Annotated in this window: 18 protein-coding genes and 1 riboswitch; of the genes, 3 read left to right on the top strand and 15 right to left on the bottom strand. The window is 35.5% G+C overall.

The features are described 5' to 3' along the window. Positions 1-105 precede the first annotated feature (105 nt). On the top strand, positions 106-354 hold the full coding sequence (locus tag ACSG5Z_RS20060) for a ferredoxin (RefSeq protein ID WP_001151994.1): 249 nt from the start codon (positions 106-108) through the stop codon (positions 352-354). A 123-nt stretch (positions 355-477) separates the two neighbouring features. Here ACSG5Z_RS20060 and ACSG5Z_RS20055 read toward each other — a convergent pair whose 3' ends face one another. After that, the gene (locus tag ACSG5Z_RS20055) at positions 478-1056 is read right to left on the bottom strand and encodes an ECF transporter S component (protein WP_000810851.1); all 579 of its coding nucleotides are present in this window, start codon (positions 1054-1056) and stop codon (positions 478-480) included. Positions 1057-1218: 162 nt separating this feature from the next. Then, positions 1219-1358, bottom strand: a riboswitch (FMN riboswitch). Between the two features lie 245 nt (positions 1359-1603). Between ACSG5Z_RS20055 and ACSG5Z_RS20050 the strand changes: the two genes are divergently transcribed. After that, positions 1604-2290 carry a hypothetical protein gene (locus tag ACSG5Z_RS20050; protein ID WP_000711800.1) on the top strand — a complete coding sequence of 229 codons (687 nt, stop codon included), beginning with the start codon at positions 1604-1606 and terminating at the stop codon, positions 2288-2290. Between the two features lie 29 nt (positions 2291-2319). Here the strand turns inward: ACSG5Z_RS20050 and ACSG5Z_RS20045 are convergent, their stop codons facing one another. From ACSG5Z_RS20045 to ACSG5Z_RS19980, 14 genes are all read right to left on the bottom strand, one after another. Continuing rightward, a complete protein-coding gene (locus ACSG5Z_RS20045; RefSeq protein ID WP_088062685.1) occupies positions 2320-2934 on the bottom strand; it encodes a peptidoglycan DD-metalloendopeptidase family protein in 615 nt (204 codons plus the stop codon). Positions 2935-3019: 85 nt separating this feature from the next. Next, the gene (locus ACSG5Z_RS20040) at positions 3020-3601 is read right to left on the bottom strand and encodes a cob(I)yrinic acid a,c-diamide adenosyltransferase (RefSeq protein ID WP_087985531.1); all 582 of its coding nucleotides are present in this window, start codon (positions 3599-3601) and stop codon (positions 3020-3022) included. A gap of 137 nt (positions 3602-3738) precedes the next feature. After that, on the bottom strand, positions 3739-5514 hold the full coding sequence (gene resE, locus ACSG5Z_RS20035; RefSeq protein ID WP_000964666.1) for a sensor histidine kinase ResE: 1776 nt from the start codon (positions 5512-5514) through the stop codon (positions 3739-3741). Further along, positions 5514-6230, bottom strand: a complete 717-nt coding sequence (gene resD, locus ACSG5Z_RS20030; protein WP_000426862.1) for a DNA-binding response regulator ResD — start codon at positions 6228-6230, stop codon at positions 5514-5516. The genes resE and resD overlap by 1 nt, the downstream gene beginning before the upstream one ends. 302 nt (positions 6231-6532) lie before the next feature. Next, entirely contained in the window at positions 6533-7690 is a 1158-nt protein-coding gene (gene resC / locus ACSG5Z_RS20025) for a cytochrome c biogenesis protein ResC (RefSeq protein ID WP_087985530.1), read from the bottom strand. Positions 7691-7704: 14 nt separating this feature from the next. Beyond that, the gene (gene resB / locus ACSG5Z_RS20020; protein WP_000910540.1) at positions 7705-9330 is read right to left on the bottom strand and encodes a cytochrome c biogenesis protein ResB; all 1626 of its coding nucleotides are present in this window, start codon (positions 9328-9330) and stop codon (positions 7705-7707) included. Positions 9331-9451: 121 nt separating this feature from the next. Beyond that, a complete protein-coding gene (gene resA / locus ACSG5Z_RS20015) occupies positions 9452-9973 on the bottom strand; it encodes a thiol-disulfide oxidoreductase ResA (protein WP_435712017.1) in 522 nt (173 codons plus the stop codon). A 94-nt stretch (positions 9974-10067) separates the two neighbouring features. Beyond that, positions 10068-10796, bottom strand: a complete 729-nt coding sequence (rluB, locus tag ACSG5Z_RS20010) for a 23S rRNA pseudouridine(2605) synthase RluB (protein ID WP_000440552.1) — start codon at positions 10794-10796, stop codon at positions 10068-10070. A 293-nt stretch (positions 10797-11089) separates the two neighbouring features. Continuing rightward, complete coding sequence (spmB, locus tag ACSG5Z_RS20005; protein ID WP_000029511.1) at positions 11090-11620, bottom strand: spore maturation protein SpmB; 531 nt, start codon at positions 11618-11620, stop codon at positions 11090-11092. Beyond that, complete coding sequence (gene spmA, locus ACSG5Z_RS20000; RefSeq protein WP_000247806.1) at positions 11617-12213, bottom strand: spore maturation protein SpmA; 597 nt, start codon at positions 12211-12213, stop codon at positions 11617-11619. Before spmA ends, spmB begins: the two co-directional genes overlap by 4 nt. Further along, positions 12206-13330 carry a D-alanyl-D-alanine carboxypeptidase family protein gene (locus tag ACSG5Z_RS19995; RefSeq protein WP_435712016.1) on the bottom strand — a complete coding sequence of 375 codons (1125 nt, stop codon included), beginning with the start codon at positions 13328-13330 and terminating at the stop codon, positions 12206-12208. The genes spmA and ACSG5Z_RS19995 overlap by 8 nt, the downstream gene beginning before the upstream one ends. 111 nt (positions 13331-13441) lie before the next feature. After that, complete coding sequence (locus ACSG5Z_RS19990) at positions 13442-14356, bottom strand: superoxide dismutase (RefSeq protein ID WP_000082674.1); 915 nt, start codon at positions 14354-14356, stop codon at positions 13442-13444. A 105-nt stretch (positions 14357-14461) separates the two neighbouring features. Next, complete coding sequence (locus tag ACSG5Z_RS19985; protein WP_000067570.1) at positions 14462-14953, bottom strand: YpuI family protein; 492 nt, start codon at positions 14951-14953, stop codon at positions 14462-14464. A 22-nt stretch (positions 14954-14975) separates the two neighbouring features. After that, the gene (locus ACSG5Z_RS19980; protein WP_000583791.1) at positions 14976-15365 is read right to left on the bottom strand and encodes a hypothetical protein; all 390 of its coding nucleotides are present in this window, start codon (positions 15363-15365) and stop codon (positions 14976-14978) included. A gap of 186 nt (positions 15366-15551) precedes the next feature. Between ACSG5Z_RS19980 and mprF the strand changes: the two genes are divergently transcribed. Beyond that, positions 15552-18137, top strand: a complete 2586-nt coding sequence (mprF, locus tag ACSG5Z_RS19975; RefSeq protein WP_087985525.1) for a bifunctional lysylphosphatidylglycerol flippase/synthetase MprF — start codon at positions 15552-15554, stop codon at positions 18135-18137.

Here is an 18137-nt window from a genome sequence, read left to right as displayed (position 1 = left end):
TTATCATTATAATTTTATGTTGAAAAGTTTTAAAAACCGTTTTACAATAAGGTTATAATTTTTATGGCGAGCTTTTCACATACATATTATCAGGAGGGAAAAAAGATGGCAAAATATACAATCGTTGATAAAGATACTTGTATCGCATGTGGTGCTTGCGGCGCTGCTGCACCAGACATTTATGATTATGATGATGAAGGTATTGCATTTGTAACGTTAGACGATAACCAAGGTATCGTTGAAATTCCAGATGTATTAATTGAAGATATGATGGATGCATTCGAAGGTTGTCCAACTGACTCAATTAAAGTTGCTGATGAATCATTCGATGGCGACTCTTTAAAATTCGAATAGTCTTTTATTAACTTCAAAAAATATCCCTCATTCATATGAGGGATATTTTTTGTTTTCTATTTTCATTCTACTTAATAAAAAACCACTAGTAGTTCCATACTACTAATGGTTTTATTTTATATTTTATGCATTTTTCATTTTTGCAAACACCCATACTTTCAGGCGTGAGAATAACGCTACAAATACAATTGTCACAACAATTCCTTTAATCAAATTAAATGGTAAGATTGCCGTTACAACCGTTGTTCTTATAGCCTCGCTAGACATAGCTGGTGAATTTAAAAACCAAGTGTAAGCTGGGAATATAATGATGTAATTTAATACACTCATAATGAGCGCCATTGTAATTGTCCCTAGCATTAATCCTGTCGTTAAACTCTTAACAGTACGATACTTTCTAAATAAGAAAGCTGCCGGTCCAATAAATAAACATCCTGCAATAAAGTTAGCAATTTCTCCAACTGGCACTCCCGTTAAACTCCCTTGAATTCCATAATGTAAAATATTCTTTATCGCCTCTACAATTATCCCTGCAACTGGCCCGAAAATAATTGCTGCAATTAGAGCTGGTACATCACTAAAATCAATTTTTAAAAATGGCGGAAGCCCTGGAAACGGGAAATCCAACATCATCAGTAAATATGCAATACTACTTAGCATCGCTACACTCACCATCTGCACTACACTGTTTTTTTGTTTCATCTTTCTCTCTCCTTTTCCATCGATCTTCTCATGGAAAGTGGAAAGGTTCTGCTATGCCTACTTTTTCATAGAACGAAAAAACCCTTTGTGTTTTACACAAAGGGAGAATTTAAGGCACATCAAACAGACGTTCAAATCCATATCTTTTTTGAACGCTTGAACCTCCATCTTCTCCCATCCAGACTATACTGTCGGCTTTGGAATCACACCAAATCCTGCCTTAACGGCTCGCGGGCTTAGAACAAAATCACATATAGTTCATCACCGCCGGTCGGGATTTTCACCCTGCCCCGAAGATAGACCGATATTCTATTTTCCACTTTATTATACAACAACATAATCGTATTGTGAACAAAAAAAGTGTAACTTATTAAAAATAAGTTATTAATTTTATATAATTAAAACCAATCACTATATTTTACAATACACCCCAGATTTTTTAGTATTCGGCATTTCCCCTATGAATCCCCTAGTCATATATAATGAAAAGTGATAAGATGTTGAATTGTTAAGATAAGAACATTTTCTGGATTATGGAGGAAATGTCATGAAAAAAGAAAAGAGACACTCTATTCGAGAAGCAATGAAAAAAAACTTAAGAAAAGAATACTTTTACTTAAAAAAAGAATTACTTTTCTACTGTCCAATTGATTTAGGCACATTCTCAAGCGAGACATACTATGCTGCTTTCGATGAAGATGGCATCAGTATTTATCAGTATGATAAAAAAACAGAGAGTAAATTAAAACTGTGTGAGCGTCACCCATGGAAAAGTTGGAATAAAGTGAAGGTGGATCATTATTTGACAACTTCTCAATTTATTTTTCAAGGTGAGCGAAACTGGATATTATCCCTTTTCCAAAAAGGAAAAGAAGCTCAAAAAATAATTGAAGAGCACACATCTTTACAAACTGAAGTTGTTTCCCGCTCCTTCTTGAAAAAACTTCCAGGGTTCCGTTCTAATGCACCGTTGAATAAATACATCGGCAGCATTTGCTACACTGCACTTATTGCATTTTTATTAAAATGGATGATTCCATTTCAAGCACCACAAATCGCCCTGTACTCCATTTCAATCGGTTGTATGCTTCTTGGTTTACTTTGTTTGACAATCGGTTTAATTGAACCGACTATTGTACTATTTCGAACGAACGAAAAAACAAGAACGAAAGTATTTTACTTATATAGCTACTTAGCTATTTCTGGATTTATATGTGTCTTTATTTTTTGGTAAAAAAAGAGCTAGTTTAACTAGCTCTTTTTTTACTTTACGTATAATTGTTGATTTGGATAAATCCTATCTTGCTGCAGTCCATTTTTATCTTTAACTTCCTTAACTGACATACTAAATTTCCGTGCAATACTAACTAAAGTGTCCCCTTTTTGGACGACATATAAGGATGAGGAAACAACTTCATTTCTCTGTTCATTTAGAACAAGCAATGGATTCATCGCATTCTTTTTCGCCATCGTCCATCTTCCTTGATGAACTTCTAAATGTAAGTGTGCACCTCTCGATTCTCCTGTATTTCCTACTTCTCCAATTATTTCTCCTTTTGAAATATAATCCCCTTGAACTACATATCTCTTATTTAAATGCGCATACACGGCCTCATATTCTCCATGTTTAATAAATACAACGTTTCCATAACTACTTGAATAGTAAGACTTTGTTACCTTACCTTCTTGAATAGCTGCCACAGGCGTGCCAATCGGTGCCGCTATATCTATACCGTAGTGTTTTCCATGCCTTGTCCCAAAATAATCACTTATCTGCCCTTCAACAGGCCATGTCCATTGATTTCCCTCTGCGTACACATGTAATTGAGAAAAAAACAATACCGTCAATAACATGACGCCACATTTTAACACTTTCATATACATCCTCCGTTTTCTAATTAACACCATACCTTCTCTTATTTTGGTATATTACAGAAAAAAGTATACAAAAAAAGAAAGTGAATCACTCCACTTCCTTCTCGTTTTTATCACGAAAAACGATTGCACTGCGATTATACTCCACATCTTTTACTTGTAATCGAGCGTTTATTACTCTAGCTACCGCAAACAAATAATCAGATAATCTATTTACATACTTTAGAACAACTTCATTTATTTTCCCTTCTTTTTGCAAGGACACTACACATCGTTCTGCTCGCCTTACAACTGTACGTGCAATATGAATAGCAGCTGCCGCTTCGCTTCCACCTGGTAAAATAAAACGCTCTAACGGCGGTGCTTCTTCTATATACGAATCAATCCTTCTTTCTAAGCTTTCAACCATTTCAACCGTTACTTTATAAGGAATTTTCCCCTCTACTATCGCCAAGTCTCCCCCGCAATCAAATAGTTCATGTTGAATATTTTCAAGTTCATTGTAAATATCTCCAAAAGATCCGCCTTGTAGCTTAGTCATTGCATATCCAATATGAGAATTCGCCTCATCTATCGTGCCATATGCTTCAACTCGGATATTATCTTTATCCACTCTGCCGCCTATTACACTTGTTGTCCCTTTATCTCCTGTTTTCGTATATAATTTCATCGCTTCACGACACCCCTCTTGCTATTCTTCATTCGACTAAGACAGAAAAAAAGTTCTACTATTATTTATTTAATTGATTTTACAAAAAAATAAAAAACAGTAGAACTTTATTCATTATCAACTTTAAAAACGTATATCTAAATTATACGATTCGGTAAATATACAGAGAATGTAGTTCCCTCTCCAACAACACTTGAAACAGCAATTTTACCATCATGGCCTTGCACAATATTTTTTGCAATCGCAAGCCCGAGCCCCGTTCCACCTTTTTTCCCACGTGTTCTTGCTTTATCAGCTTTGTAGAAACGATCAAATAAAAATGGAATATCTTCTTCTGGAATACCAGCGCCCGAATCTTGTACTTCAAAAGTAAGACCATTATTTTTCGTATTAATTACAAGCGTTACATGTCCGCCTGCATTCGTATGACGAATTGCGTTATCAATTAAATTCGTCAATACTTGTTCCATACGATCTGCATCAAACGGGTATTGTTCAATTGGATTCTGGAAATCAACCGTTAATGCGACTTCTTTATCCTTTGCAATTCCTTGGAATTTACGACCTATTTTTTCAACGAAAGGATGAATATCAACTTCACCTATATGTAACTCTACATTACCACTTTCCATACGCGCTAAATCTAATAGTTCATTTACAAGTTTACCTAAACGAACGGATTCATCATAAATAATTTGAACAAACTCATTAATTTCTTCTTTCGTTTGCACAATATCATCTAAAATCGCTTCACTATACCCTTGAAGCATTACCATCGGTGTACGAAGTTCATGTGATACGTTCGCAATAAAGTCTTGACGCATCTTCTCAAGACGGCGCTCTTCCGTCATATCACGTAATACAGCTACAGCACCACGAATTTTCGTTTGATTGTAAAGCGGCGTCATAAGAACTACATAGTTCCCTTTTTGTAAATTAATTTCAACCACTTGTTGTTGTTCACTTTCTACAACGAGATGGAATAGTTCAACAAGTTCAGAAGGTAGTTTTTTACTGAGCTCTACTTCCTTTTCCTCTTGCCAAACTTGTAAGAAATGTTCAGCCGGCGGATTAATTACAACGACTTCACCTTCTTGATTTAACGTAATAACCCCATCTGCCATACTACTTAAAATACTAGCTAACTGTTCTTTTTCTTGCTGCAGGGCATTCATATTAAACTTCAACTGTTTCCCCATTTGATTTAAGGCCGTTGCAAGCTCACCAATCTCATCCTGAGATACCATAGGTGCTTTCGCATCAAACTTCCCACGCGCGACCTCAAAAGCAACCTCACGCATTTTACGGAGTGGTGCTGTAATTCGAGTAGATAAGAAGAATGCAAAGAACGTTGTTAATATAATCGCAATCCCTGCTGATAAGAATATAAAATCAGTCGTTCTCTCCATACCTTGTATCGGTACTTGTAAAGATTCGTATACGAACACTGCACTTTGATTTTTTGAATGCACTGGTTTTCCGACAATCATAATATCATTTTCAGTGTTTTTATTCTTTCTACTATTAGAGGCTTTTCTAATGTTATTCTTAATTTCTTTTTTGTCTGTAAAAACAGCCGCTAATTCTTTGTCTTCTTTCAAATCATCCATTGTAAGAGTGACTAATCCTTCTTGTTTCGGCGAAGAAGATATTTCTTTACCATCTTCTACAATAATGATCCTTGAAAGTGGATCAGAGAATTTGTACGCGATATTCTCAATCGTTTTTACATCGGCACCTTCCTCAATTAACTCTGAAACACTTGTTGCAACTTTTTGAAGCCTAGCTTCACTCATATCAACATAATATGTTCTAAAAAACTGTGAAAGTAAAATCGCAACAAATCCGAGCACAAACGAAACGAGAAGTAATATAGTCATCCATAACTTCCCTACTACACTTCTCCAAAGCATCAGTCGTTCACAACCTCAAATTTGTAACCTACGCCCCAAACGGTAACAATCATCTTCGCAGCATCTGGTGATTTTTTGCTTAACTTCTCACGTAAACGCTTTACATGCGTATCAACTGTACGTAAATCTCCGAAGAATTCATATTGCCATACTTCTTTTAACAATTGCTCACGATCAAATACCTTATCAGGCGCTTTCGCTAAGAATAATAGTAATTCGTACTCTTTCGGTGTTAAGTTTACTTCATTACCATCTGCTGTAACACGGTGTGCATCATTATCAATTGTTAAATGAGGGAACACAGTAACATCTTTTGTCGTTGTATCTTGTGTAAAGAACGTTGTTGGTACAGAACGGCGTAAGACCGCTTTCACACGAAGCACTACTTCACGTGGGCTAAATGGTTTCACAATATAATCATCAGTTCCTACCTCAAACCCTTGTACTCGGTTTACTTCTTCACCTTTTGCCGTCAACATAATAATTGGCGTCGCTTTCTTCTCACGAACCCCTTTACACACTTCAATACCATCTTTACCTGGCATCATAAGATCTAATAGGATTAAATCGTAATCATTTTGCAGTGCCATTTCTAAAGCTGTATCACCATTGTCCGCTTCTTCAATTGTGTATTGTTCTCTTTCTAAATACATTTTCAACAAACGACGAATACGATCCTCATCGTCTACAATTAAAATTCTTGATTCATTTTCCATTTCTACCCGTTGCGTACTTTTACCACAACGGTTTACACCTACCCTTCTACACTAGTATGTTGCGCTATTCTCGTTTATTTAAGCAATCTTCTAAATGTTTCACTTCCCATATTATGCTTCACAAGAATAATAAAGTTTGTTCAATTTTTTTCCAAAACTATGTATTTTTTTTGAACAGGATATAATGTCCTCGACATCATTTTACAAAATCAACCGCTACTTTGTCATGTTTTTCTCAAAAAAGAAGAAAAATTGACAAAAATAAAATAGGAAAGTGACATTCACTCTCCTATTTTATTTCTCTATGCGTATGAATGTAAACCCGCGATAATTAAGTTTACTACAATAAAGTTAAACATAATGATTGCAAAACCAATTACCGCTAACCACGCTGACTTCTCTCCGTGCCACCCTTTTGATAAGCGTAAATGTAATACTGCCGCATAAAAGAGCCAAGTAATAAGCGCCCAAACCTCTTTTGGATCCCAACCCCAAAAACGTGTCCACGCTATTTGAGCCCAAATCATGGCAAAAATTAATGCACCTAATGTGAAAACCGGGAATCCAATTGCAATAGAACGATATCCGATTTCATCCAGTAAATCACTATTTGTATTCTTTACTAACGGCTGAAGTGCTGCCGATACTCGTTTGCGTAAAACAAGTCTTAATACAATATAAAGTAATGTCCCAACTAACACTGACCAAATAACAGTATTTAATTTTTTCGCATTTACAATCGCTGGAACTTCAACTGTCGGTTCTAATTTATTTTCTGTCAATAACTTTCCTTCGTGCGGTCCTACTAAAGCTGGAAGATTGTACTTCATTTCCACTTGTTGTTCATTTTTATCAACCCATTGAAACTTCGCTTCATATTTCATACTAGAAAATAACGTTGTCACTCCAATAAAACCAACTGTACAAACAAGTGTGAACACTACCGTTTCTAACCAAAATGTACGTTTGCTTCTCGTTGATTGGTCTACATTTTTCAATAAATACATAACGCCCGTAATAAAACTAATTGCTAAAATTGCTTGTCCTGCTGCTGCAGTCGTCACGTGAATATGCAACCAATTACTTTTTAAAGAAGGAATAAGCGGAGATATTTCCCTCGGAAACATACTTGCATAGGCAATTAATAAAAGTGCAACTGGTAATGCAAAAAGTCCGATTATACTTACGCGATACATAAAATACATGACAATAAATGCTCCGACAAGCATCATGCCGAAAAATGTACCGAATTCAAAAAAGTTACTAACTGGTGCATGTCCTGATGCAATCCATCTTGTAACAAAATATACTGTTTGTGCAATAAACCCTAAAATTGTAATCGTTATTCCTATATTTGCCCATTTATGACCTTTTTCTTTAATTGCTCCCCCGAAAAATAGAGTTGCAATTAAATATAAAATAAATGCGGTAAAGAGAAAGTTACTACTTATTTGCACCATATCGTTTCCCCACCTTAACTAATTTTTTTATCCACTACTTTATCGCTTGGCTGCGGAATTGCCGTACCTTCTAGTACTCTTTCAATATCTTTCTTTAAACCGAACCAATTTTTATTCGTGTGTCCTGCAATCCACCATTCATCATTAACGCGTTGTATCCAAATACGACGATGATTCCAATACATCCCTTGAATGACACCAACCATAAATATAAATCCTCCAATACCGAGAATCCAAAGCGTTAAATCTTTCCTTACAGTAAGTGCTGTTGCATTTTGCATTTCCACACCTGCAAACGACATTTTATATTTATTATTTCCATCAGGTTCTATATTTTGCTGAATACCAACAAAACTCACTTCACCATCTGGTGTTTCAGGCGTAAACATTTTAAACACAAATGCAGGGTTGTTTGGTAATTTCGTTTTCGTATTTGGTCTTCCACTCTCATCAAAATAAAAGTCAGGGAAATAGCTTAATAGTTCTAAAGAATAACCATTTCCTAAATCATATTTTTCTGTAGGGTTCGTTAAATCAACTTTGATCGGTCCCCACTTTTGATTATTTTCTTTGTTTTGCAAATGGAATGACATGCTTTTAAATTCACTTTCTTTGTAATCCACTTGATATATAGCAAATTGATCAAATTTCAGCGGTTCATTCACTCGAATTTCCGCTTCTTTTACTTTTTCTAATTTCGGTTTTTGTCCTGCTATATTTTCGCCGACCGCTTTATATAATACAGCATTCGTTTGGAAGTTTTTCGCAATCATTTTATCGCCTACACGATCAATCGCTTCATCAAAAACTTCCTTGTCCTTACTTTTATCATAAACTTCCTTAATAAATTTCTCGTTTTTTAAATAGTATTGACCATCCGTTCCTGGTATTTCTTTCGTTTCACCGTCACGTAACCAAAGGGCTTCGTCTACGTACATACTCGGTAAAAAACGGAGCATTGCACCGAATAAAAAGATAATGAGACCAATATGATTCACATATGGACCCCAGCGTGAAAACCGTCCCTTTTCCGCCAAAATATTTCCGTCTTCCACTTTCACGTTATAGTTTCTTTTCTTTAAATTCTTTTGCACTCTTTCAAGATCACCATCTTGCGGTGTACCAGTACCGTATAATCTTTGTCTCTTTAAGAAGCTAGGGTGTCTTTTCACCCCTTGCTTCTTTAAAGCTTTATAAAGTGGAATGACACGGTCTAAGCTACATATCACAAGTGAAATACCAATTGAAGCAATTAAAATCATATACCACCATGAACCGTATAAATTATTAAATCCTAATTGATAGTATAGTTGCCCTAAAAATCCGTATTCTTGCTTATAATATTCAGCTGGTGCAATTCCTGGAGTTATGTACATTTCTTGCGGAAAAATAGTTCCTATTGCTGATGCAGCTAAAGTGATTACAATGAGCCATACACCCACTTTTACAGAAGAGAAAAAGCTCCAAATTTTATCGACTATCGTTTTTGTTTGTGTGAGAGATCTCCGAGCACTCCCCTCATAACGCATATCCAATAGTTTTATATTTTCATTGCTTTCAAATGGTTTCCCACATGCTTCACAAAAAACAGTTCCTATCGGATTCACATGTCCACATTCACACTTAATTTCTTTCAACACTCTCACCGCCCCTATATCTATATGTACTATTGTATATTCTACCATCAAGTTACCGCAATACTCAGAATTTTTAAATCAGAGGCACTATAAGGATGCACCTCATATGTAAAGGCTTTCTTTATTACGGAGTAATTTTCTTTAAATATCCTTCTAACTGTTCTTTCGTTTGTTCACCTATAATTTGTTCGACTACTATTCCATCTTTATTAATCAAAAAGCTTGTCGGTAATGGTCCTACCCCATATGTGCTTATGATTTTTGTTCCTTTATCAATAGCAACTGGGAATTTCAAATCATATTGTTTCACAAAGTTCTTAACCGCAATATCTGTTTCATCTGCATCTAACGCAATAATTTCAACGCCTTGTTCTTTATACTTTGGATATAATTCGTTCATATAAGGCATTTCTTTTTCACACGGTTTACACCAAGTGCCCCAAAAGTTTAAAAATACACCTTTTCCCTTTAAATCTTTCAGTTCAATTTTCTTTCCTTCTAAATCTGTTACAACAAAGTTAGGTGCTTCTTTTCCAATTTGCATTTTCTCTTTATCATCAAAAAATCCTTGATAAAGTGTAAATCCTACAGCACCGCATAAAATGAGTAGAATAATAACACGAAATAATAAGCGATTTTTTTTCATATTGTCTCCCCTCTCTTCGACGAGTGATAAATATATGTATTTTTTAATAAATCACCAGCGGAGCATTCCACTGGTGAAAGTTTCACACTATCGATTAGCGCGGCTTTGTAGAAGCCAATGCACGTAATTGTTTCACCTCATGTGGTGACAATTCTCTCGCATCACCAGGTCGCAAGCTACCCACTTCTAAAAAGGCGTAGCGTTCACGCTTTAGTTTCACTACTTTACAATCTAACGCTTCAAACATGCGGCGTACTTGACGATTACGTCCTTCATGAATCGTTAATTGTACAATCGCAGTCTCTTTACGCTTGTCCCAAGAAATAATTTTCACTTGTGCTGGTGCTGTTTTCCCATCTTCTAATGCAACACCTCGTTCTAACATGCGAATTTTCTCACCTGTTAATGGCCCTTTAATTTTTGCAACATACGTTTTTTCAACTTTATATCTTGGATGCATTAATACATTTGCAAATTCCCCATCATTTGTCATCAATAATACGCCAGACGTATCATAATCTAAGCGTCCGATTGGGAATAAACGTTGTCTAATTTCAGGGAAAAAGTCTGTTACAACACTTCTTCCTTTATCATCTGATACACTTGAAATTACGCCAGTTGGTTTATATAGTAAAAAATAAACAGGTTCTTCTTTTTCAAGAGGGATGTTATTTACTTCTACTTTATCTTGAGGAGTTACTTTCGTTCCTAACTCCTTCACTATTTTTCCATTCACTTTTACTTTTCCTTGCTGAATTAATTCCTCAGCCTTTCTTCTCGATGCAATACCTGCTTGCGCAATCACTTTTTGTAATCTTTCCATTTCTTTTTTTCACCTCGAATTTATCTTACCTTACATTAGAAAGACTTGGCAACCGCATACGCTTGACGGCTATTCGCTTCATCTTACTTAAACAACATAGCGATGATAATAAACATATAAAGGGCAAATCATGTTTTTTACCTTTTATTATTGTCCATATTCTTCATATTGCTCACAATAAAAGTTCATCATTTTGTCAAAAATACCGCATAAAAAAACCACTATTAAGCAACACCTTAATAGTGGTCGTATACGTATTATAAGCGAAATAGCATAAAAAATGAATAGCCGCCTTACTTAAACATTAAAGAAACAAACACAATTGAACAAATAATCCCGATTAAATCGGCAAAAAGTCCTACTTTTAATGCATCTCCCATTTTTCTAATTCCAACAGCTCCGAAGTATACTGTTAAAATATAAAAAGTCGTATCTGTACTCCCTTGCATCGTAGAAGCCAATCTTCCAATAAACGAGTCTGGCCCATATGTGGCAATTAAATCGGTCGTAATACTTAAACCAGCAGAGCCTGAAATAGGGCGTATAAGTGCTAGTGGAACAATTTCTGCTGGGACATGAATTAAATCTAACATCGGCTTCATTACTGATATCATTGCATCTAACGCTCCAGACGCCCGAAAAATCGAAATAGATACAAGCATTCCAACCATAAACGGTAAAATAGAGATCGCAATTTGAATCCCTTCTTTTCCCCCCTCAACGAACGATTCATACGTCGGCACTTTCTTTATTGTGCCATATAAAAGGATAAAACCAATTACACAAGGGATTACCCATAATGATATCGTATTGACAATACTCATTTTTTCCGCCCCTTCCTACTCCTTCTTCGGTAAAAATAGCGGTCAATCCAAATCGCTCCGATCATAGAGAGTACTTGTGCAATGAATGTTACCCCAACAATTTCAGTAGGATTCGCTGATTCATACGTCATTCGAATCGAAATGACAGTAGTAGGAATTAAAGTAATCGCTGATGTATTTAACGCGAGAAACGTTACCATAGAACGGCTCGCCGAATCCTTCCCTCCATTTAACTCTTTCAATTGTTCCATCGCTTTAATACCAAGAGGGGTTGCTGCATTACCTAACCCAAAAAAGTTCGCCATCATATTCGATAAAATAAATCCCATTGACGGATGATCTTTCGGTATTTCTGGAAACAACCTTTTTACTATCGGCATAAAAAGTGACACTAACTTTTTTAACAACCCTGCTTCCTCTGCAATTTTCATTAAACCGAGCCAAAATACTAATACACTAATAAGTCCTATACAAATTGTTACTGCATCTTTTGCTCCGTCAAATACGGCTTTATTTATTGCTTCCATCGTTCCATTTATCATGGCATATACAATCCCTATGACTGCCATCGCTACCCATACGAGATTAACCATCGCTCCCAACACCTATCATATGAGAAAAAATTTCTTTCACATTATTCCAATACATTCCCGTTGTAGCTACTAACTTTCGTTTACTATAAAATAAATTCCGTTCTCCAACTTTCTCATTGCCAACATAAATTTCCGTCTTCCCAACCTTTACTCCATCTTTAAGTTTTGCACTTTTATCAAGTTCAACTTTTAATACGACATTCTTTCTTTCCTGCTCAGTTAATGGCACCGCAAAACTATTTTTTGTATATACATGATTGGCATATTTCTTTTCAGTTATTTCAGCAAGAGCTCCTTGTCCTACAACGTTCGTTTGCTTGAAACGTTCAAAACCTTTATCAAATAAATTCATATGATCATCCCAATCGCTAGAAGCGCTCAAAGTTACGACAATTAGATCTAGTCCATCTTTTGATGCTGTTGTAACAAGTGTCCGTCCTGCTTTCTTCGTAAAACCTGTTTTTCCTCCTGTCGCAAATTCATAATAAGATGTCACGAGTTTATGTTTGTTTTTCCACGGATAATCCCACGAATCTGATTTATACGTTTTTGTCCCAAAAATCTTCTTAAAGGTTTCGTTCCCCATTGCATACTTTGTTAAAAGTGCCATATCATAGGCTGATGAATAATGGGATCCATCTCCATCCAAACCATGTGGGTTTGAAAAGTGAGTATCTTTCATTCCAATTTGTTTCGCCTTTTCATTCATTAAATATACGAACCCTTCTATACTTCCTCCTACATTTTCAGCAATTACTTGTGCTGCATCATTACCAGATCTAAGCATGAGTCCGTATACTAAATCCTCTAACTTCACTTTCTGTCCAGCCTTTAAATAAATTGCTGATCCTTCTACTCTCACCGCTTCATTACTAACCGATACCATTTCTTTCATTTTTCCTGATTCAGCAGCTAACAAGGCTGTCATAATTTTTGTTATACTAGCAATTTTTTGTGGCTCATGTTCTGCTTTTCCGTATAATACACGACCGGACTGTTGCTCCATTAATACAGCATTTCGAGCACTGACATTACTGTTCATCTTTGCATATGTAGGAATTGGTATAACGGTTGCGCACATAATAAGAAGCGTGATTATTACACAAATTCGTCTCATATTTCCCCCCACGTCCTTTTGGCACTTTTTGTACAAGTGTATGCTTGGCCTTTTAAAATATGAACGAAATCTCTTTCTCCTTCTAATAAAAAAGACGCAGAGAACCTGCGTCTAATACGGTGTCCATTCAATTTGTTTCGCACTTTCAAATCTTTTTTCTACATCAGGCCAATTTACAACATTCCACCAGTTTTTAATATATTCATCTTTTCGATTTTGGTATTGTAAATAATACGCATGTTCCCACACGTCTAGCACGAGGAGCGGTATCGTATCCCATTGTGTAAATAATTGATGAAGTGTACTCTGCAAAATTTCTAATCTTCCAGATCGTGGCACCCAAACGAGAAGCGCCCAGCCTGATCCTTCCACTTTAGAAGCTGCTTCTGTGAAATGTTTTTGAAAACGTAAAAAACTCCCAAAATCTTGTTCAATCTGTTGCGAAAGAGCCCCTCTTGGACTTCCGCCACCATCTTTTTTCATGTTATTCCAAAATATCGTGTGTAAGTAATGACCTGATCCATGAAAAGCCGCTTCTCTTTCCCAATGCTTAATTAAATCAAATTGATTTGTTTTTCTCGCTTCTTCCATCATTTTCTCTGCCTTATTTAACCCTTCCACGTAACTGCGATGATGTTTATCATGGTGTAACATCATAATTTCTCTAGAAATATACGGTTCTAACGCATTATACGGATAAGGTAATGGTGGAAGTGTATGCCCTCCAATCGGAACAGCTCGTTCACTATCCCCTCTTTCATATAGTTCATATTCCTCTTCTCCTTGCACGAATACTTCCTGCAAATGATGCTGAATATGTTCTACATCATCACTTATTTCATACATAAACTCTGCATCTGTATCATACTCATGCTCTTTCATACGATCTAATAACGTTTGAATTTTATAAGCAAGCATATGGACATCATACACTTCCATTGCACGGCTATCTAATACGTGAAGAACACTTTCACACCAGCTTTCTACTTCATGAAAGTAATCTGTAAATACACCTTGCTGACTCATGTTACACCTCCTTAATGCTATCCCCATAAATATATTCAAAGGAAATCCCTTATATAACTGTACAAAAGGAAAAGAAGCTAAGTCCCCTTAGCTTCTTTTTCACAATTAATATTTGTGTAACATCTTTGTTTGGTAATCCGTCTCATAATATTCTAGTTCTTCACGCATCAATTGAAATTTTCCTTCTAAACTCTTCATCACTTGCTCTATAGATGCTGGTGGCGTTTGTTGAAAAACGATGGAGTTTTTCCCTGTATAGGCAGACCGACTATTTTCATACCAATGATCACTCTTTGGTGAGAAAAACTCTGCAATTACTTGATGATAAATTTTATATAAAATTTTCTCAGCTGCTGTTTTTCGAAATGGCTGGCTATTTAACAAAACAAAACATGCATCATGTCCTTCTTCACAAAAAACGAGAAGACGTCTTATTGATGCTAATAACCCTTTATAATATTGCTCGTTCCCTGCTGGTTTTTCTTCTAATAAAGAAGGCAACGTATGATAATTTACATAATTGGTTATTAAAGTAATAACATCTTCTAAAAACATAGAAACTTGTTCTGTTTGATTTTCAACCATTAGATTAGACATTTTTTCCCTCTCCTTTGCCATTTCACGCTATTTCTACTCTTTTATTTTTATGTAATTCAGCTAATATTTCTTGTACTTTCACCACTGTTTCCTCATCAAAATATTGTTGGAATGCTTCTATATTATTTAAATATAAACGTTTTTGCATGCGATGCTCATTCTCTTTCAGTAAACAACATATCGCTACAATATCCCGTAAATATATGTCTTGTTCTTCTACTTTACATACTGGATTTCCTTCAAAAGGAGTAATTTCTTGTAAAACTTCTTCAAAATATCGAACGTATAAAACGGAAAAAGTTCTCTCTTTATTATTTAATATATATGTCACTTCAGATCTATTAAAGAAATCTTCTGATGTATTAGGTTTCGCTTTCTCTAACTCATATCCCGCATAACCTATTATAATCATCTACTTCCCCTCTCTTCCTTCTTTCAATTCATTTTAACTTAATTTTCTGACAAACGAAATACTCTTTTAAATATAACCCATATAAAAAATAGCTTCCCTATACAGGAATTTACCTTTTTATTTTTCTTGAAGTTTGTCATAATAATATTATTGTCTCAGTTTTCTTATACAAGGAGAGTTGTATTTATGTCGTTTTCATGGAAACGTTTCTTACAAATCGGGAAAATTATCTTCCCATTTGTTGTATTAACAATTGTATTCTTTCAAGCAAAAAAAGAATTAGCAGGCATTTCTTTTTTAGAAGCAATCAATACAATTAAAAACATTCCAACCGGAGGAGTCTTTTTAGCAATTACACTTGGTGCATTTGCCGTATCAACAATGTTCTTTTATGACTATGTTATGCTTCGTTATTTAAAAGCTGATATACCAGTCCAAAAGATTTTTCGTATCTCATGGATTGCTAATACTTTAAATGGATTTATTGGGTTTGGTGGTCTCGTTGGAGCTGGTGTACGCACAATGCTTTATCGTCCATACATAAAAGAAAATGGCAAACTTATTAAAAGTATCGCCTGGATGACAACTGCTTTTATTAACGGACTCGCAATTCTTTCTTTCCTCGGTCTTATTGGAATATTAGACACAAGTTTTATTTTGCATGAAAAACCGTGGCTATGGCCTGTTCTTATTTTCTTCGCCCTTTTCGTCCCTATATACATTGGCTTTTCTAAACTAAAAAATAGAAAACCAAAGCAAACCGAAGGGCAAGAAGACGGGGAAGAAGAAAAAAATCCAACTGTTTTATACTCATTAGTTTCATTAGTTGAGTGGGTATCTGCCGGTATTGTTATGTACGTCATACTAATATTATTTGGTATCGATATCGAATTTCAAAAGTTTTTAGGTGTGTATGTAATTGCTGCTTTAGCTGGTGTTGTTAGTCTTGTTCCTGGTGGACTTGGTTCATTTGATCTTGTCTTTTTAACTGGGCTCGGACAATACGGCATTGATACAGGCGTATTACTACCTGCTATGTTATTATATCGCCTCGTCTATTACATTTTACCTTTCTGCCTTGGTCTTATTTTTGCAGCTTTTGAAATGACAGGCGTGGCCATTAAAAAGTTTGAAGATAAACCTTTTATTGCGCCTGCATTAGAAACAACTGGTGTTATATGGACTTTGCAGCGTGATTTTCTAGGAAAACTAGGTTCATGGGCCTCTGCTGCTTTAACAGTATTTGCTGGATTAATGGTTATTTTATCGACCATTCTACCGACAAGTATAAACAGGGCACACGCCTTACATATTCTAGCTCCAAAACATCTTATTCAATTTTCTTTTAGCTTATCACTAACATTTGGTATTCTCCTCCTGATCCTTTCGCGAGGGATATATTATGGAACAAAGCGTTCTTACTATATGACGATTATTTCTTTAATCGGAGCAGCCATCTTTAATACGCTAAAAGGGATTGATATTGAAGAGACGTTTATTTTATTAATCGTACTCGCTGTATTATATATGCTTCGTAAAAGATTTGTACGCGAGAAAATGGAAGTCTCACTTTCTGATATGGTAAAAGTTTTTATATTCTTACTCATAACTTTATATTTATATAAAAACTTAGGTATTTTATTTGCAGGTGCAAAAGAAGCTTTTAAACCTGATTTTGTCGTTCGTAATATTACACAAGTGAAACGAAGTGCATTAGCAGCTGCCTTTTTCGTTCCTACATTTTTACTGATTGGCTCACTCATTGCCAATCGTTATCGAAATGAATTTCCCGGGCAACCAGCCAATGATAAAAGGTTGCAAAACTTTTTAGATGAACATGATGGTAATGTACTTAGTCATTTAGGATTTTTAGGAGATAAACAATTTTTCTTCAGTAGTGATGGGAAAGCGCTCCTTCTCTTCTCTATAACTGGAAAACGTCTCGTTGTGCTAGGTGATCCAATTGGGGATCCTTCCTCCTACCGTACTGTGTTACAAGAGTTTTTAGCTGAGGCTGATCGATTTGGATACATTTGTGTATTCTACCAAATAGAAAGTAAATGGATGAGTTTATATCATGATTTTGGTTACAACTTCTTTAAACTTGGTGAAGAAGCTGTCGTTGATTTAAACACATTTACAATAACAGGAAAAAAACGAGCCGGTATGCGAGCGACTTTCAACCGTTTCGAACGAGAAGGCTATACATTCTCTATTCATCAGCCACCATTCTCAAACGAATTATTTGAAGAGTTAAGAAAAGTTTCAGATGCGTGGCTCGGCGGAAAAAAAGAGAAAGGTTTTTCACTCGGATACTTTGATCGTGAATATATTAGCCGAGCACCTATCGCTACATTATGTGATGCTGATGGAAAAATCATTGCATTTACAACCTTTATGCCCGTATATCAAGACGGATCATTGTCTGTTGATTTAATGCGCTATTATCCAGATGCACCTAGCGGCATTATGGATGCAATTTTCATCCACCTATTCCAGTGGGCAAAAGAAAATGAATACCACTCCTTTAATATTGGTATGGCACCACTTTCAAATGTAGGTTTATCGACACAATCTTTTTGGTCCGAACGAGTTGCTGCTGCCATCTTTAATAATGTTCGTTACACGTATAGCTTCAGCGGGCTACGTCATTTTAAAGAAAAATATAAACCAGCATGGAGCGGTAAATATTTAGCATTTAGAAAGAATCATTCTTTACCAATTACAATGCTCTCTGTAACAAAATTAATAGGAAAAAGAAAAAACAGCTAA

Origin of the sequence: Bacillus pretiosus (assembly GCF_051294775.1) — a bacterium.
Classification (GTDB): domain Bacteria; phylum Bacillota; class Bacilli; order Bacillales; family Bacillaceae_G; genus Bacillus_A; species Bacillus_A wiedmannii.
The sequence above is the reverse complement of the archived record's forward strand: the minus strand, read 5'-3'. Positions and strand labels throughout refer to the sequence as shown.

What these genes read in the sequence shown, in the direction of transcription:
- spmA (WP_000247806.1), bottom strand. Translation starts at nt 12,213, where the DNA reads ATGGTTAATCTCGTATGGGTAGCGATGGCAGTCATAGGGATTGTATAT.
- resA (WP_435712017.1), bottom strand. Translation starts at nt 9,973, where the DNA reads ATGAAAAAAAATCGCTTATTATTTCGTGTTATTATTCTACTCATTTTA.
- resC (WP_087985530.1), bottom strand. Translation starts at nt 7,690, where the DNA reads ATGGTGCAAATAAGTAGTAACTTTCTCTTTACCGCATTTATTTTATAT.
- ACSG5Z_RS20045 (WP_088062685.1), bottom strand. Translation starts at nt 2,934, where the DNA reads ATGAAAGTGTTAAAATGTGGCGTCATGTTATTGACGGTATTGTTTTTT.
- ACSG5Z_RS20060 (WP_001151994.1), top strand. Translation starts at nt 106, where the DNA reads ATGGCAAAATATACAATCGTTGATAAAGATACTTGTATCGCATGTGGT.
- ACSG5Z_RS19990 (WP_000082674.1), bottom strand. Translation starts at nt 14,356, where the DNA reads ATGAGTCAGCAAGGTGTATTTACAGATTACTTTCATGAAGTAGAAAGC.
- ACSG5Z_RS19995 (WP_435712016.1), bottom strand. Translation starts at nt 13,330, where the DNA reads ATGAGACGAATTTGTGTAATAATCACGCTTCTTATTATGTGCGCAACC.
- resE (WP_000964666.1), bottom strand. Translation starts at nt 5,514, where the DNA reads ATGCTTTGGAGAAGTGTAGTAGGGAAGTTATGGATGACTATATTACTT.
- rluB (WP_000440552.1), bottom strand. Translation starts at nt 10,796, where the DNA reads ATGGAAAGATTACAAAAAGTGATTGCGCAAGCAGGTATTGCATCGAGA.
- ACSG5Z_RS20050 (WP_000711800.1), top strand. Translation starts at nt 1,604, where the DNA reads ATGAAAAAAGAAAAGAGACACTCTATTCGAGAAGCAATGAAAAAAAAC.
- spmB (WP_000029511.1), bottom strand. Translation starts at nt 11,620, where the DNA reads ATGAGTATTGTCAATACGATATCATTATGGGTAATCCCTTGTGTAATT.
- ACSG5Z_RS19980 (WP_000583791.1), bottom strand. Translation starts at nt 15,365, where the DNA reads ATGATTATAATAGGTTATGCGGGATATGAGTTAGAGAAAGCGAAACCT.
- mprF (WP_087985525.1), top strand. Translation starts at nt 15,552, where the DNA reads ATGTCGTTTTCATGGAAACGTTTCTTACAAATCGGGAAAATTATCTTC.
- resD (WP_000426862.1), bottom strand. Translation starts at nt 6,230, where the DNA reads ATGGAAAATGAATCAAGAATTTTAATTGTAGACGATGAGGATCGTATT.
- ACSG5Z_RS20055 (WP_000810851.1), bottom strand. Translation starts at nt 1,056, where the DNA reads ATGAAACAAAAAAACAGTGTAGTGCAGATGGTGAGTGTAGCGATGCTA.
- ACSG5Z_RS20040 (WP_087985531.1), bottom strand. Translation starts at nt 3,601, where the DNA reads ATGAAATTATATACGAAAACAGGAGATAAAGGGACAACAAGTGTAATA.
- ACSG5Z_RS19985 (WP_000067570.1), bottom strand. Translation starts at nt 14,953, where the DNA reads ATGTCTAATCTAATGGTTGAAAATCAAACAGAACAAGTTTCTATGTTT.